The following is a 13567-nucleotide window of genomic DNA, read 5'->3' on the forward strand; positions in this document are numbered from 1 at the left end:
TGGTGGGTGGGTTGGTTTTGGTTTGTGAAGAGCCAACAAAGCTGGTTGGCATGTACCCCCCATAAGGGGTGCTGGGTCGCCAACGAAAAAAACCCCCCCCCCCCCCCCCCCCCCCCCCCGACTCAGTTGTTTGTTTCTGGGGACGCTGCGAATCACTCGGCGCGTTCGGCGGCTTCGAACCAGGCGGTTTCGAGTTCGCCGCGTTCGTCGGCGAGCTTGCGCAGTTCGGCGTCCAGCTCGGCCAGCCGCTCGTAGTCGCTGGCGCTGAGGGCCAGCTGGTCGTGCAGCTTCGCCTCCGCCTCGGTGAGCCGGGAGAGCTGGCGTTCGATCCGGTTGAGTTCTTTCTTCGCAGCCCGGGCCGCTGCCGCGTCAACCACCGGACGATCATCAACCGTGGAATTCTCGGCCGGCGCCAAATCATTGGACACGGCCGGTTGGGGTGTCAACGCATTCGACGCCGTACGCCGCGGAATTCCGGTGACGAGTTCCTCGAGATACTGATCGACACCCCGCGGCAGATGCCGGACCCGCCCGTCGCCCATGATCGTATACACCATGTCACTGACCCGTTCGAGGAAGTAACGGTCGTGCGTAACGGTGACGACAACGCCGGGCCAGCTGTCCAGGAAATCCTCCAGGACGGTCAGCGTTTCGACGTCGAGATCGTTGGTGGGCTCGTCGAGGATCAAGACGTTCGGCTCGTCCAGCAGGATCCGCAGCAACTGCAGGCGGCGCCGTTCGCCACCGGACAGATCCGAGATCCGAGTGGTCAGCTTGTCGCCGGTGAACCCGAACCGCTCGAGCAGTTGCGATGACGTGAGCTCGCCGCCCCGCCCGGCGAGGGCCGCCGTACGACGAATCGCGGTGATGTGCTCCAGGACCGTCGCCGAGGTGTCGATCTCCTCGAGGGTCTGCGACAGGTTGGCGATCCGGACGGTCTTGCCCTGCTTGACCACGCCGCGGTCAGGTGCGAGCTGGCCGGTCATGACCTTCAGGAACGTGGTCTTGCCGGCACCGTTCGGACCGAGCAGCCCGATCCGGTCCGCCGGACCGAGCCGGAACGTGACATGGTCGAACATCACCCGGTCGCCGAAGCTGAGGCTCATGTCCTCGACATCGAACACGTCCTTGCCGAGGCGGGCGGTCGCCAGCTGGGACAGGGCGAGCTTGTCGCGCGGCGCCGGCTCGTCCTCGATCAGCGCGTTGGCGGCCTCGATCCGGAACTTCGGCTTGGTGCTGCGGGCCGGTGCGCCGCGACGCAGCCAGGCGAGCTCCTTCTTCAGGAGGTTCTGCCGCTTGGTCTCGGTGACCTGCGCACTCCGGGCCCGCTCCGCCTTCGCGAGGACATAGGCCGCGTAACCACCGTCGTACGACGTGACCCGGCCGTCCTGCACCTCCCACGTCTCGTTGCACACCGCGTCCAGGAACCAGCGGTCGTGGGTCACGACGATGAGCGCACCGGCCCGGTCGACCACGTGGTCGGCGAGCCAGTTGACCGCTTCGATGTCGAGGTGGTTGGTGGGCTCGTCGAGGATCAGCAGGTCGACCTCGGTCAGCAGCAGCCTGGCCAGGGATGCGCGCCGGCGCTCACCACCGCTCAGGGTGCCGACCAGCGCTTGGTGATCCACTCCGCCCAGCAAGTGCTCCATCACCGACCGCGCGCGCGGGTCCGCGGCCCACGTGTACGTCTCGACATCTCCGAGGACCGCGTGCAGCACGGTCTGCTCCGGATCGAGATCGTCGCTCTGCCCGAGGTACCCGAGCCGCAGGTCCCGGTTGTGGGTGATTCGACCGCTGTCCGCCTCCTCCCGCCGGGCGAGGAGCCGGAGAAGCGTCGACTTGCCGTCGCCGTTTCGCCCGACCACGCCGACGCGCTCACCCCGGCCGATGCCGAGGCTGACTGAGTCGAGGAGTGTCCGAGTACCGAAGCCTTTGGAAACGGCTTCCAGATTGACCAAGTTAGGTGCCGCCATAACGCGCCCCAGGGTAGCCGACCGGAGCACGCATGCCAGGATCGTCCACGTGCTGACTCCTGCCTGGCTCGACGGGCTCGCCCTGGGTGCGGCCATCTCGGCCGATTCCGTGGAAGGTGGCTACGCCAGCAAGACCTACCGCGTCCGTACGTCGCTCGGCCGGTCGGTGATCGTGAAGACGCAGACCGACCTGCCACCCGACCTCTACGCCCGGGAGGCCGACGGCCTGGACGCACTGCGGTCGCCCGGCGCATTCGCCGTACCCGAAGTGCTCCGCGTCACGCCGACCTTCATCGTCCTCGCCGACTTCGGTACGTCGTCCCCGTCGCCCGCCTACTGGGAAGACGCCGGCCGCGCACTGGCCCGCCAGCACCAGGAGACCGCTGACAAATTCGGCTACCACCACGACAACTACCTCGGCGTGCTCCCCCAGCGGAACCCGTGGAGCACCGACGGCCACGCCTTCTTCGCCGAGCACCGCCTGCTCCGCTATCTCGAGGTTCCCAACTGCTACAACGCCTTGTCGGTTGACGATCGCCACCGCCTCGAACGAGTAGCCAACCGCCTCCCTGACCTCGTCCCCAGCCAGCCGCCATCCCTCCTGCACGGCGACCTTTGGCACGGCAATCTCCTCCCTACTCCCGAGGGTCACCCCGCGTTGATCGATCCGGCCGTCTACTACGGCTGGGCCGAAGCCGAGCTCTCGATGCTGCACGGCTGCGGCAACATCCCGGACACCTTGTACGACGCCTACCAGGAGGTCCGCCCCTTGGCCCCGGGCTGGCGGGACCGACTGCCGCTCCTCCACCTCCGCGAACACCTCTGCGTCACTGCCCACTTCACCGACTCCGCCACCGCGGTGGAGAAGATCCACGCCACCCTCGCGCACTTCGCCTGACGGGTTCACGCCTGGTTGAGGTGGAGCAGGTACTGCTTCTGGTTGAGCGGATTGCCGTCGGTTCGGGTGCGGGTGGGCGGGGTCCCGGGGACGGGCTGGTAGGTGGTTTCCGTGGGCGTCAGGATGCCTTCGCCGTGGGTCTGCCCGGGGAGGTGGGTCTCGAACGGGTGGATCGTGGCAGCCGGGATGGCGCCTTCCAAGCGGGCGTGTGTGGAGTGGATCGTGGTCTGCTCCACCACAGCCCGGGATTCGGCCAGCAAGGACAGGACGCGGGCGACGGAGTCGGGCGGGATGTCGAGTTCGAAGTGGTTGACGGGCTCAAGCACTGTGGTGCCGGCGGCCTCGATGGCCTGCATCAGGACGAGCGGGACGAGACGGCGGAAGTCCGACGCGACCGTGACCGGGCTGCTGTAGGCGGTGTGGGTGAGGTCGATCCGGCAGTTCGGGATCTCCCAGCCGTACAGGCCCTGGTGCAGGGTCTGGCGGACCGTCTCCTCGATCGCGGTATGGAAAGCGCGAGGCAGGCCGCCCAGCTCGACCTCCAGGTTGTACGCAATGCCCTCTGCCAGCGGTGACACACGGAAACCGACGCCCGCCGCCCAGAGGTTGTCGGGGGCACCGATCTCCCGGTACGCCGCTCCGGCCCCGTCCAGCCGTTCGATATGGATCGGCGTGGTCTCACTGAAGGCGACTTGCAGTCCGTACTCCGTTTCGAGCAGAGACGCGATCACCTCCTTCTGCACCTCGCCGTACAGGCTGACGGTGATGTCGTCGGCCTTCCGGACCCGGATCAGCGGATCCTGCTCGGCGAGCTGGGTCAGCGCCTGGAACAGCTTGACGCGATCACGAGCACTCACGACGGTCTCGAGTGTCGGCGGCGAGAACAGCCGGCCGACACCCCGCGCGGGGACGCCGAGCTGATCGCCGATCCGGATGTCCTTCAGCCCTCGCAACGCCACGATCTGGCCCGCCTCGGCGCGCTCGACCGTCCGCCGCGCCCCGCGCTCGAACAACTCCACCGCGGTCGGTCGTGCCTGGTACGACGGACCTTCCGCCGGGTGCACGTCGACGTACGCGCGGGCCGAGAGCGAGCCGGCGAAGATCCGGGCGGACGCGACCTTCTGCCCGGCCGACGCTCGCTCGACCTTGAACACCCTTGCCCGCAAAGCACTTGAAGGCGAGTCGGATGCCCGCGGCAACCACGACTGGATCCCCGCGATCAGCTCGTCGACTCCGTCCCCGGTCATCGCGGAGCCGAAGTACACCGGGTGGACCCGAGCGGCCGCCACCTGGCGCCGCAGCTCGGCGGCGTAGTCGTCCGCCGACAGGCTGTCATCCAGGTAGCCGGCCAGAATCTCGTCGTTGCGCTCGGCAAGCAATTCGCCGAGTGCCTTGTTCTGCAGGGGAAACGGCAGGAACCGCGCCGACCGCTGGCCGAGATCCTCGACCGACCCCATTGGTACGGCGGCGGGAGTCAGCAACCGCGCGATGTCCGCGAGCAGCTCGTCGTAGCGCGCACCGACCCGGTCGATCTTGTTCACGAACAGACAGGTCGGGATGCGCAGCCGGGTCAGCGTGCGCATCAGCAAGCGGGTCTGCACCTGGACGCCCTCGACCGCGGAGATCACCAGCACGGCGCCGTCCAGCACGGACAGCGCGCGCTCGACTTCGGCGATGAAGTCGGAGTGTCCCGGGGTGTCGATCAGGTTGACGGTCAGGTCACCCAGCTCGAACGACACCACGGCCGAGCGGATCGTGATGCCCCGCTTGCGCTCGAGGTCCATCGAGTCGGTCTGGGTGCTCCCGTCATCGACCCGGCCGACCCGGTCGATCACACCGGCCGCGTACAGCAGCCGCTCGGTCAGGCTGGTCTTACCGGCGTCGACATGCGCCACAATGCCCATCGTCAGAGAGTTCAAGAGTCCTCGCGAATACGTCGAAGCGATCAGTACCGATGAGGTCGATCACTCCGCGGCGCATCCCGGTCTCCTACCACTCGTTCGATGGACTACCTGCCCGGACCGTAACAGCAGCCCGCCCCAACCGCGACCGAATTACCCGGCGAATTCAAACGCTCGCATTCCCGATCGGCCGGAATCCCTTGCAGGTTGAGGAAATCAGGCCTTGATCGTCGGTACGTCGTACTGATGGATCAGGCCGTCCGTGGTCACCAGCGTCAGCCTCTCGACCAGCGCCTGCGCGATCAGCATCCGATCGAACGGATCCCGATGGATCATCGGCAACCGACCCGCCACGTCAGCATGTCTCAGACTGACAGGTAACTCACTAAGGCCGCCACGCTCGATCCACTCGACGAGGTTATCCGGCAGCTCCAGCTTCCCGGACACCTTCTTGATCGAAAGCTCCCAGACAGACACCGAGCTGACGTACACCTCGAGCTCGGTGTTGATCCGTTCCTTGACATCGTCTGACAGATCAGACGAGCCCCGCAGCCACCAAAGCAGCACATGGGTGTCCAGCAGCAGACGCGAAGCCCCCGGTACATCAGTCACGCGGCATGCCGAAGTCGTCCGCGATCTCTTCGTTGGTCTCAGGTGAGTCCCAGTCGTCGGCCCAGCTGATCTGCCCAGCCAGCGAGCCCCACCCCGTCCGCCGACGAGTAGTAGCTAGCGGAACGACCTTCGCAACCGGACGACCTGCGCGGCTGATGATGACTTCCTCACCATGCTCTACACGCTCGACGATCCGGGACAGCTGTGTCTTTGCCTCATGAATGTTGTACTGAGCAGCTGGTTCGCCCATCAGCCCTCCTTAGTCCACTGGACTAAGAGTACCTCATTACCGGGTGACGATGGCGGGGAGGATTCGGGCGCCGGGGACTGGCGCTTCGGCTTGGCGGACCATGCGGCAGAGGCCGGATTCGGCGAGTTCGACGGCCAGGTCGACGGCGCTGCGGCTGTCGGCGGCGAGGAACAGGCAGGTCGGGCCGGAGCCGGAGATCTGGGCGGCGAGGGCGCCCTGGTCGAGACCGAACTGGAGGGTCTCGGCCAGTTCGGGGCGCAGCGACAGCGCGGCCGCCTGGAGGTCGTTGCTGAGGGCAACCGCGAGGGCACCGGGCTGGCCGGAGAGCAGCGCGGACAGGAGCTCCGGGCGGACCTGCGGCTGCTCGACCCGGCGGATCGGTCGCAACCGGTCCAGTTCGCGATACACGGCCGGCGTGGACAGCCCACCGTCGGCGATCGCGAAGACCCAGTGGAAGGTCCCGCGCGACATCACCTCGGTGACCTGCTCGCCCCGCCCCTGACCGAGCGCGGTGTGACCGACCAGGCAGAACGGTACGTCGCTGCCCAGCTCGGCCGCATGGTGCCGCAACTCGGTCTGGGACAGCTGCAGCCCCCACAACCGGTTGCACGCCACCAAGGTCGCTGCCGCATCGGTCGAACCGCCCGCCATCCCACCCGCGACCGGGATCGTCTTCCGGATGGTCAGCTCGACGCCGTCGTCGACGTCGTACTCCGCCTGCAGCAGCCGCGCCGCCCGCACCGCGAGGTTCGTCTCCTCGGCCGGTACGTCGTTCGCGAAATCACCGACCATCTCGACCGAGATCGTGTTGTCGTCGTCACGGAGCACCGCGGTGACATCGTCGTACAGGGCAACGGCCTGGTAGACCGTGGCGACCGGGTGATACCCGTCCGGACGCGGCGGACCGACCGACAGACCGAGATTGATCTTGGCCGGCGACCGCACCGTGACCTCAGAGGAAGGTGGCACGGGCACAGGCTAGTGCCTCAGGAAGCTCTACCCGCACCAGCGAGCGCCGCGAAGTCGGTGATCGACAGCATCTCGCCGCGCAACTGCGGGTCGATGCCGGTGGCCCGGAACACCTCGTCGAGCCGCTGCCGATCCGGAATCCAGCGGGCCAGCGCGGACCGAACGGTCTTGCGCCGCTGCGAGAAGGCCGCCTCGATCACCGCGAACACCTCTTCGCGGGTCGCTGCGGTCTCAGGTGGTTCGCGCCGCTCGAACGCGACCAGTCCGGAGTCCACGTTCGGCGCCGGCCAGAACACATTCCGTCCGATCGGTCCGGCGCGGCGGACCTCGGCATACCAGGCGGCCTTCGCGGACGGTACGCCGTACGTCCGGGAACCGGGGCCTGCGGCGAGCCGGTCGGCCACCTCGGACTGCACCATCACCAGCCCGTGCCGCAGCGACGGCGAGATCCGCAGCAGGTGCAGCAGGACCGGTACGGCGACGTTGTAGGGCAGATTGGCGACACAGGCCGTCGGCGACCCGATCTCGTCGCCTCCGACCGTCATCGCGTCGGCCTCGACCACGGTCAGCATCCCCGCCTGGTTGGGCGCGTACGTCGCGATCGTCGAGGGCAGCGCCGTCGCGAGCACCGCGTCGATCTCGACCGCGGTGACCGGGTGTCCGTCGGCGAGCAACGCCAGCGTCAGCGAGCCGAGGCCGGGGCCGACCTCGAGGACCGTCTCACCGTCGTCCAGCTCGGCGGCACGGACGATCCGGCGGACCGTGTTGGGGTCGATGACGAAGTTCTGGCCGCGCTGCTTGGTCGGGCGGACCCCGAGCGCGGCGGCCAGTGAACGCACTTCCGCCGGACCGAGAAGTCTCGGTCCGGCGGAAGTGGATGAATCAGACGGGGTCACCCCGTCAGTCTGTCACTATGCGCGCTGGCCACAGACCGGCCAGGCGCCGTAGCCACCGCGGTCGGCCTTGACCTTCTCCGCGATCGCGATCTGCTGCGCCTTGGACGCGCCGTTCGCGTTGGTGGCGTACGCCGTACCGCCGTAGGCGGCCCAGGTGCCGTGGTCGAACTGCAGGCCGCCGTAGTACCCGTTACCGGAGTTGATCGACCAGTTGCCGCCCGACTCGCACTCGGCGATCCGGTCCCAGGCACTCGTGTCGCCGGTTGCCGGCGGGGTGCTGGTGTCCTGCGTCGGCGCCTCCGGCTTCGGCTTGGTGCCGACCAGGACCTGCTCGTCGACCGGCGCGGTGACCAGCTTCGAGGTCAGCACCTTGGTGGTCGCCAGCTTGCCGTCGAGGTAGGTGAGCACGTAGGTCACCGACTTCGCGCCGTCGGTGCCCTTGGTCGTCGTCTTCTTGGTGCCCACTTCCAGCGTGGCCGACTTGGTCTCGTCGGTGCCGTGAGCGATCGCCTCGCTCTTGGTGACCTTCTTGACGTCGACCTTCACGTACCCGATCCGGTTCACGCCCGGCTTGAGCACGGTGGCCGCCGTGGGGGTGATCCGGTCGTCGGCGTCCCAGACGATCTTCGCCTCGGTCAGGGCCGCACCGACGGTCGGGGCCATGGACTTGATCGTCGCGATCTTGCCCTGGCGCACGATCTGCACGGTCTTCGGCGTCTGCACGACGAGCTCCAGGCCCTGGCGGCCGAGCGGCGCGCTACGGCTGGTGGAGAAGACGGCGCTGGAGTCGTAGCGCAGACCCAGATCGGCGAGCGCCTCGTTCACGCTGTCGGCCGTGGTCCAGTAAGCCTTCTTGATGCCGTCGGCGTTGACGGTCAGCTGGCGGCCGTACTGCACCGCGATCTCCTGGCCGTCCTTCAGCTTCGTGTCCGGCGACGGGGCGACGACGTCGTGCTCGCCGACCTGAACTTTCTCGGCCTTCAGGGCGTCCGCCACGGTGGAGCCGAAGGTGTGCACCTTCTGCACCTGGCCGTCGACGGAGAGACTGACTGTCTTGCTCTTGGCTGCATAGGCCACGGAGCCGCCCGCGACGGCAAACGCAGCCGTCGCACCGACGGCCACGATGATGGACTTACGCACTAACGCTCCCAGGTAGGGCTACCCGGGCACGGGGTTCGGACAGCACTGGCGAAGGCCGCGAACGCTGAGCTGGCGGCTCAGAAACCACGGTCCACGCCGAGGGGCGTGCTGTCCGGGATCTTCCCCGATCCCGGCCAACATCACGAGACAGTAACGAGAATGTCCCGAAAGCGCCAATCCCCTCGTCGGCGAGTCGCAAAAAGGTGTAGTGGGCCAATTACGCCAGGTGATGACCCCACTGGCCCCGGTGCACGACTTCCGCCGTACTGCGCCTGCCTCGTTTGAGCGACGGCGACCGCTTGTCCGGAGCGCGGTAGCCGACCGACAACAGCCCGATCAGGTCGAAACCGGCGGGGACGCCGAACTCCTTCAGCAACCGCTCCACCTTGTCCGCCGGAGGCCCGAAAAAGCACGCACCCAGGCCTTCGTCGACCACCGTCTGGAGCATCAGCAGGGCCGCCATCCCGGTGTCGACGTACCAGTACGGCGCGGTCCAGCGGGACTCGTCGCGGTCGGTCCAGCCCTTGTCCGCGGCGGCGTACCGATCGAGGTAGGCGTCCTTGTGCGCGAAGGCCAGGATCAGCAGCGGCGCGCGGCGGAGTCCTGTGAGCCATCCCACGTACTTCTCGTCCGCGTTCTCGGCCGCGATCCGCCAGTACCGCTCCCGATCGTCACCCTCCAGCGTCAGGAACGCCCACCCCTGCGTGAACCCGCCCGACGGCGCCCGCAGCCCGTTCTCCAGGATCCGTTCCCGGATCTCCTCGGGCACCGGCCGGTCCGGGTCGTAGTTCCGCACCATCCGCCGCCGCCGGACTACTTCACTGAACTCCATGCCCACTGTCTACCAGCCGCGCCAGCAGGTAGGCCTCGGTGCCGGCCAGGCCCACGGAGCAGAACGCGGTGATCTGTTGCGGAGACGTCCGCCCGGGGGCGTCGCCGGCGAGGACGGCGCCCAGGCTGATCAGGCGGTCGTGTTGCGGGGTGCCGACGAGCACGAACGGTGGGTCGTACGCGCGGGTCTGTTCGATCGAGTCCGTCACCGCGACATCCGCCCGGGCGATCAGGCCCGGCCCGAACTCTGCCCGCCCGATCAGCTTCGGCCCGAGCGTGGTCACAAAGGCCCCCGCCGCGACCCAGTCGGCCTCGATCACGGGCACCGGGCTGTTCGTCGCGAGTACGACGAGATCTCGCCCCTCGACCGCCTCCCGGGCCGATCCGACGCCGATCGTAGGCAGTCCCAACTCCTCGGAAACCCTTGCAGCAAAGGCATCCCGGCGTACCGGATCTCGGCTGAAGACGGCGATGGACTCCAGCGCGCGGACCGTGGCGATCGCCCACAACTGGGTCCACGCCTGGGTGCCCGTACCGACCAGCCCGAGCGTCGTGGCGTCCGCGCGAGCCAATGCGTCGACCGCGACCGCGCCGATCGCACCGACCCGGCGCGGACCGAGCTCGTTTCCGACAGCAACACCGCGGACGGCGCCGGTGTGCCAGTCGTGGACGACGACCAGCTGACCGCCCGGATCGGTGGGGAAGGTGTCGTACGAGCGGTACCCGTACCACTCCCCGGTCAACGCGCCGGTGGTGAAGACGAGGTTCCCGTCACCCAGCTCCGCGTGCACCCGCGGCGGCGTGTGCAACCGTCCGGTGTGCGCGGCGAGGATCGCCTCCCGTGTCCACTGGACTGCGTCGGCGGCCGTCAACCGATCCCGGATGTCGGCATCGGTCAGGACCTTCACCAGGATCCGCCGAAGACCCGGTTCGCATTGTTGTTGAGGGCATCACACAGCTCGGCGACCGAGATGTTCAGTACGCCGGCCATCTTCCGGACCGTGTGCGGGATCAGGTACGACGCGTTCGGCTGACCGCGATGCGGGGACGGGGTCAGGTACGGCGCATCCGTCTCGACCAGCACCCGGTCGAGCGGGGTCACGGCCAGCGCGTCTCGCAAGGACAGGGCGTTCTTGAACGTCACCACCCCGGCGAAGCTGAGGAACGCACCCCGGTTGACGCACTCGCGGGCGAACTCGGTGTCACCGGAGAAGCAGTGCATGACGAGGCGGTCCGGCACTCCCTCGCGATCCAGGATCCGCAGGATGTCGTCGTGCGCGTCCCGGTCGTGGATCATCAGCGTCTTGTCCAGGCGCTTGGCCAGCTCGATGTGAGCGGCGAACGACTCGTGCTGCGCAGCCCGGCCGTCCTCGCCGGTACGGAAGTAGTCCAGCCCGGTCTCGCCGATCACCCGGACCTTGTCCGTGCTCTGCGCCAGCCGCTCGATCTCGGCCAGCGCGCTGTCCAGCTCACCCGCGGCCTTCAGCTTGGGCGCCTCGTTCGGGTGCAGCGCGACGCCGGCGATCAGGTTCGGGTACTGCTCGGCGGCCTCGACCGCCCACACCGCGCCGGGCAGGTCGCAGCCGACCTGGACGATCCGGGTGACGCCGACCGACGAGGCCAGCTTGATCGCGTCGGCCGGGCTCAGCCACGCGCCGTCCTCGCCGTCGGCGATGTCGAGATGGCAGTGCGCGTCGACCACGCTCATCGGCAGCGGGTCGGGCAGCGCCGGCCGCCGCCGGTCCCGGGACCTGCCGTCCTCCCCGATCGCAGCCCGCTCCCGGGTCGGCCGGTCGACCTCTACACCATCTCTCGCCATACGGTCAGGTTACTGACCGGGTGTTTCAGCGGCTTCCTTGACCTTGGCGACGAGCATCTCCCACATGCCCTGGGAGTGCTCGGCCTCTTCCTCGCTGCCGTTGTTGTCCTGCGTGAGCTTCAGGTGCGTCGCCGGACCGTCGCCGTCCAGGGTGTAGGTGAGCGTGTGGTAGTTCTCCGGTACGTCGGGCTGCCCGGTGAGCGGACTCCAGTGCGTCAGCTTCAACAGCCGTCCGGGGTCGACCTCGAGGATCTCGCCCTTGTCCTCGTACGGCTTCCCCTCCCACTCACCACTCCAGGTGATCGAACTCCCCTGCTTCCAGTCCGTCGACACCTCGGCCCCGAACCAGAGCTCCTTCAGCTTCTCCGGATCGGTCAGCACCTCCCACACCTGCACGGGCGATGCCTGGATATCGGTCTCTGCTGTCGCCAAATAACCAGTCATACCCCGACCGTACGACCGCAGCTTCTCATGGTCTTGTAGAAAAGCGTCACTCGAGCCGCGCCAGTTCCTCGTCGACTACCTCCGGGGCCAGCTTGGTGAAGATCGGTGTGGGCGGACGTACCGGCGTGCCTGGTACGACGGGCTCGGACGCCCAGCGTGGTTGGGTCGTGTAGTCGCCGGTGATGATCGGGTACGACGGACCGCCGTCGAGGTCGGCGGCTTCGACGATCTCCGGTTGGGGCAGCAACGTGCCGGTGCCGCCGAGGGCCTCGTGGACGCGCTGGGCCGAGTGCGGCAGGAACGGGGCGAGCAGCCGGTTGCTGTCGGCCACCACCTGGGCGGCGACGTGCAGGATCGTCGCCTTCCGCTCCGGGTCCGGCTCCTTCCACGGTGCCTGCTGGGAGAGGTACTGGTTCGCCTCGGCCGCGTTGTGCATCGCCGTACCGAGGCCGAGCTTCAGCCGCTGATGCCGGAGATGATCGCCGACGGCATCGAACGCCTTCCGGCTGGTGGCCAGCAACTCTTGGTCGGCCGTGGTCAGGTTCGCGGCGGCCGGGATCGCGCCGTAGCTCTTGGCGATCATCGACGCGGTCCGGTTGACCAGGTTGCCCCAGGTCCCGACCAGTTCGTCGTTGTTCCGGCGGACGAACTCCGGCCACGTGAACGCGGTGTCCTGGGTCTCCGGGCCGGCGACCGAGATGAAGTACCGCAGCGCGTCCGGGCCGTACCGCTCCAGCACGTCCCGGACGTAGATCACCACCGACCGGGACGACGAGAGCTTCCGGCCCGCCATGGTGAGGAACTCGCTGCTCACCACCTCGGTCGGCAGATTGAGTACGCCGTACTGCCCGGGCGACGCGTTGTAGGCGAGGAGCTCGGCCGGCCAGATCTGGGCGTGGAAGGTGATGTTGTCCTTGCCCATGAAGTAGTAGGACTGCGCGTCCGGGTCGGTCCACCACTTCCGCCACGCGTCCGGGTCACCGGTACGCCGGGCCCACTCGACGCTGGCCGACAGGTAGCCGATGACCGCGTCGAACCATACGTACAGCCGCTTGTTCGGATTGTCCTCCCACCCCGGCAGAGGGACCGGGATCCCCCAGTCGATGTCCCGCGTCATCGCCCGCGGCCGGACGTCGTCGAGCAGGTTGAGCGCGAACTTCAGCACGTTCGGCCGCCACCCGGTGCGGGTCTGCAGCCAGGCGCCCAGCTGATCGGCCAGCGCCGGGAGGTCCAGGAAGAACTGCTCCGACTCCACGAACACCGGCGTCTCGCCGTTGATCCGGCTGTGCGGGCTGATCAGGTCGATCGCGTCCAGCTGGTTACCGCAGTTGTCGCACTGGTCCCCGCGCGCCTCGCCGTACCCGCAGATCGGGCAGGTGCCCTCGATGTAGCGGTCGGGCAGCGTGCGGCCGGTGGACGGCGAGATCGCGCCCTCGGTGGTTCGGCTGACCAGATATCCGTTGCGATGAAGGGTTTTGAAGAGCTCCTGGGCGACGGCGTAGTGGTTGCGGGTCGTGGTCCGGGTGAACAGGTCGTAGCTCAGCCCCAGGCCCTGCAGGTCCTCCACGATCACCCGGTTGTACCGATCCGCCAACTCCCGCGGTGATACACCTTCCCGCTCCGCCTGCACCAGGATCGGCGTACCGTGCTCGTCCGTCCCCGACACCATCAGTACGTCGTGACCGGCCATCCGCAGGTACCGGCTGAACACATCGGACGGTACGCCGAAGCCGGACACGTGACCGATATGCCTGGGACCGTTCGCATACGGCCAGGCCACGGCAGCGAGGATGGAAGTCATGCGGCCGACTGTAGAAGGCTGACTGCCGTTGCG

Annotated in this window: 13 protein-coding genes; 1 reads left to right on the plus strand and 12 read right to left on the minus strand. The window is 67.8% G+C overall.

Annotated features, from left to right (window positions below):
* Positions 1-152 precede the first annotated feature (152 nt).
* Complete coding sequence (locus ACZ3HV_RS31430) at positions 153-1973, minus strand: ABC-F family ATP-binding cassette domain-containing protein (RefSeq protein ID WP_465689509.1); 1821 nt, start codon at positions 1971-1973, stop codon at positions 153-155.
* A gap of 49 nt (positions 1974-2022) precedes the next feature.
* Between ACZ3HV_RS31430 and ACZ3HV_RS31435 the strand changes: the two genes are divergently transcribed.
* Positions 2023-2871, plus strand: a complete 849-nt coding sequence (locus ACZ3HV_RS31435; protein WP_465689511.1) for a fructosamine kinase family protein — start codon at positions 2023-2025, stop codon at positions 2869-2871.
* Positions 2872-2876: 5 nt separating this feature from the next.
* Here ACZ3HV_RS31435 and ACZ3HV_RS31440 read toward each other — a convergent pair whose 3' ends face one another.
* From ACZ3HV_RS31440 to metG, 11 genes are all read right to left on the minus strand, one after another.
* Entirely contained in the window at positions 2877-4775 is a 1899-nt protein-coding gene (locus ACZ3HV_RS31440; RefSeq protein ID WP_465689513.1) for a GTP-binding protein, read from the minus strand.
* A gap of 213 nt (positions 4776-4988) precedes the next feature.
* A complete protein-coding gene (locus tag ACZ3HV_RS31445; protein ID WP_465689515.1) occupies positions 4989-5384 on the minus strand; it encodes a type II toxin-antitoxin system VapC family toxin in 396 nt (131 codons plus the stop codon).
* Complete coding sequence (locus ACZ3HV_RS31450; RefSeq protein WP_465689517.1) at positions 5377-5634, minus strand: type II toxin-antitoxin system Phd/YefM family antitoxin; 258 nt, start codon at positions 5632-5634, stop codon at positions 5377-5379. Before ACZ3HV_RS31450 ends, ACZ3HV_RS31445 begins: the two co-directional genes overlap by 8 nt.
* Before the next feature lie 36 nt (positions 5635-5670).
* Complete coding sequence (locus ACZ3HV_RS31455) at positions 5671-6609, minus strand: 4-(cytidine 5'-diphospho)-2-C-methyl-D-erythritol kinase (protein WP_465689519.1); 939 nt, start codon at positions 6607-6609, stop codon at positions 5671-5673.
* A gap of 11 nt (positions 6610-6620) precedes the next feature.
* The gene (gene rsmA / locus ACZ3HV_RS31460) at positions 6621-7442 is read right to left on the minus strand and encodes a 16S rRNA (adenine(1518)-N(6)/adenine(1519)-N(6))-dimethyltransferase RsmA (RefSeq protein WP_465689521.1); all 822 of its coding nucleotides are present in this window, start codon (positions 7440-7442) and stop codon (positions 6621-6623) included.
* Positions 7443-7514: 72 nt separating this feature from the next.
* Positions 7515-8639, minus strand: a complete 1125-nt coding sequence (locus ACZ3HV_RS31465; protein WP_465689523.1) for a transglycosylase family protein — start codon at positions 8637-8639, stop codon at positions 7515-7517.
* A 217-nt stretch (positions 8640-8856) separates the two neighbouring features.
* The gene (locus tag ACZ3HV_RS31470) at positions 8857-9471 is read right to left on the minus strand and encodes a nitroreductase family protein (protein WP_465689525.1); all 615 of its coding nucleotides are present in this window, start codon (positions 9469-9471) and stop codon (positions 8857-8859) included.
* Positions 9458-10378, minus strand: a complete 921-nt coding sequence (locus tag ACZ3HV_RS31475; protein ID WP_465689527.1) for an ornithine cyclodeaminase family protein — start codon at positions 10376-10378, stop codon at positions 9458-9460. The genes ACZ3HV_RS31470 and ACZ3HV_RS31475 overlap by 14 nt, the downstream gene beginning before the upstream one ends.
* On the minus strand, positions 10375-11289 hold the full coding sequence (locus ACZ3HV_RS31480) for a TatD family hydrolase (RefSeq protein WP_465689529.1): 915 nt from the start codon (positions 11287-11289) through the stop codon (positions 10375-10377). The genes ACZ3HV_RS31475 and ACZ3HV_RS31480 overlap by 4 nt, the downstream gene beginning before the upstream one ends.
* A 9-nt stretch (positions 11290-11298) precedes the next feature.
* Positions 11299-11733, minus strand: coding sequence for an SRPBCC domain-containing protein (locus ACZ3HV_RS31485; RefSeq protein ID WP_465689531.1), 435 nt, complete (start codon positions 11731-11733; stop codon positions 11299-11301).
* Positions 11734-11779: 46 nt separating this feature from the next.
* Positions 11780-13534 (minus strand): methionine--tRNA ligase, encoded by a 1755-nt coding sequence (metG, locus tag ACZ3HV_RS31490; protein ID WP_465689533.1) that lies wholly within the window; start codon positions 13532-13534, stop codon positions 11780-11782.
* Positions 13535-13567 lie beyond the last annotated feature (33 nt).

The organism is Kribbella sp. NPDC020701, assembly GCF_055562215.1.

Bases quoted from the DNA above. Each gene is read 5' to 3' on its own strand.
- ACZ3HV_RS31440 (WP_465689513.1), bottom strand. From the start codon at position 4,775: ATGGGCATTGTGGCGCATGTCGACGCCGGTAAGACCAGCCTGACCGAG.
- ACZ3HV_RS31450 (WP_465689517.1), bottom strand. From the start codon at position 5,634: ATGGGCGAACCAGCTGCTCAGTACAACATTCATGAGGCAAAGACACAG.
- ACZ3HV_RS31485 (WP_465689531.1), bottom strand. From the start codon at position 11,733: ATGACTGGTTATTTGGCGACAGCAGAGACCGATATCCAGGCATCGCCC.
- ACZ3HV_RS31470 (WP_465689525.1), bottom strand. From the start codon at position 9,471: ATGGAGTTCAGTGAAGTAGTCCGGCGGCGGCGGATGGTGCGGAACTAC.
- ACZ3HV_RS31430 (WP_465689509.1), bottom strand. From the start codon at position 1,973: ATGGCGGCACCTAACTTGGTCAATCTGGAAGCCGTTTCCAAAGGCTTC.
- metG (WP_465689533.1), bottom strand. From the start codon at position 13,534: ATGACTTCCATCCTCGCTGCCGTGGCCTGGCCGTATGCGAACGGTCCC.
- ACZ3HV_RS31480 (WP_465689529.1), bottom strand. From the start codon at position 11,289: ATGGCGAGAGATGGTGTAGAGGTCGACCGGCCGACCCGGGAGCGGGCT.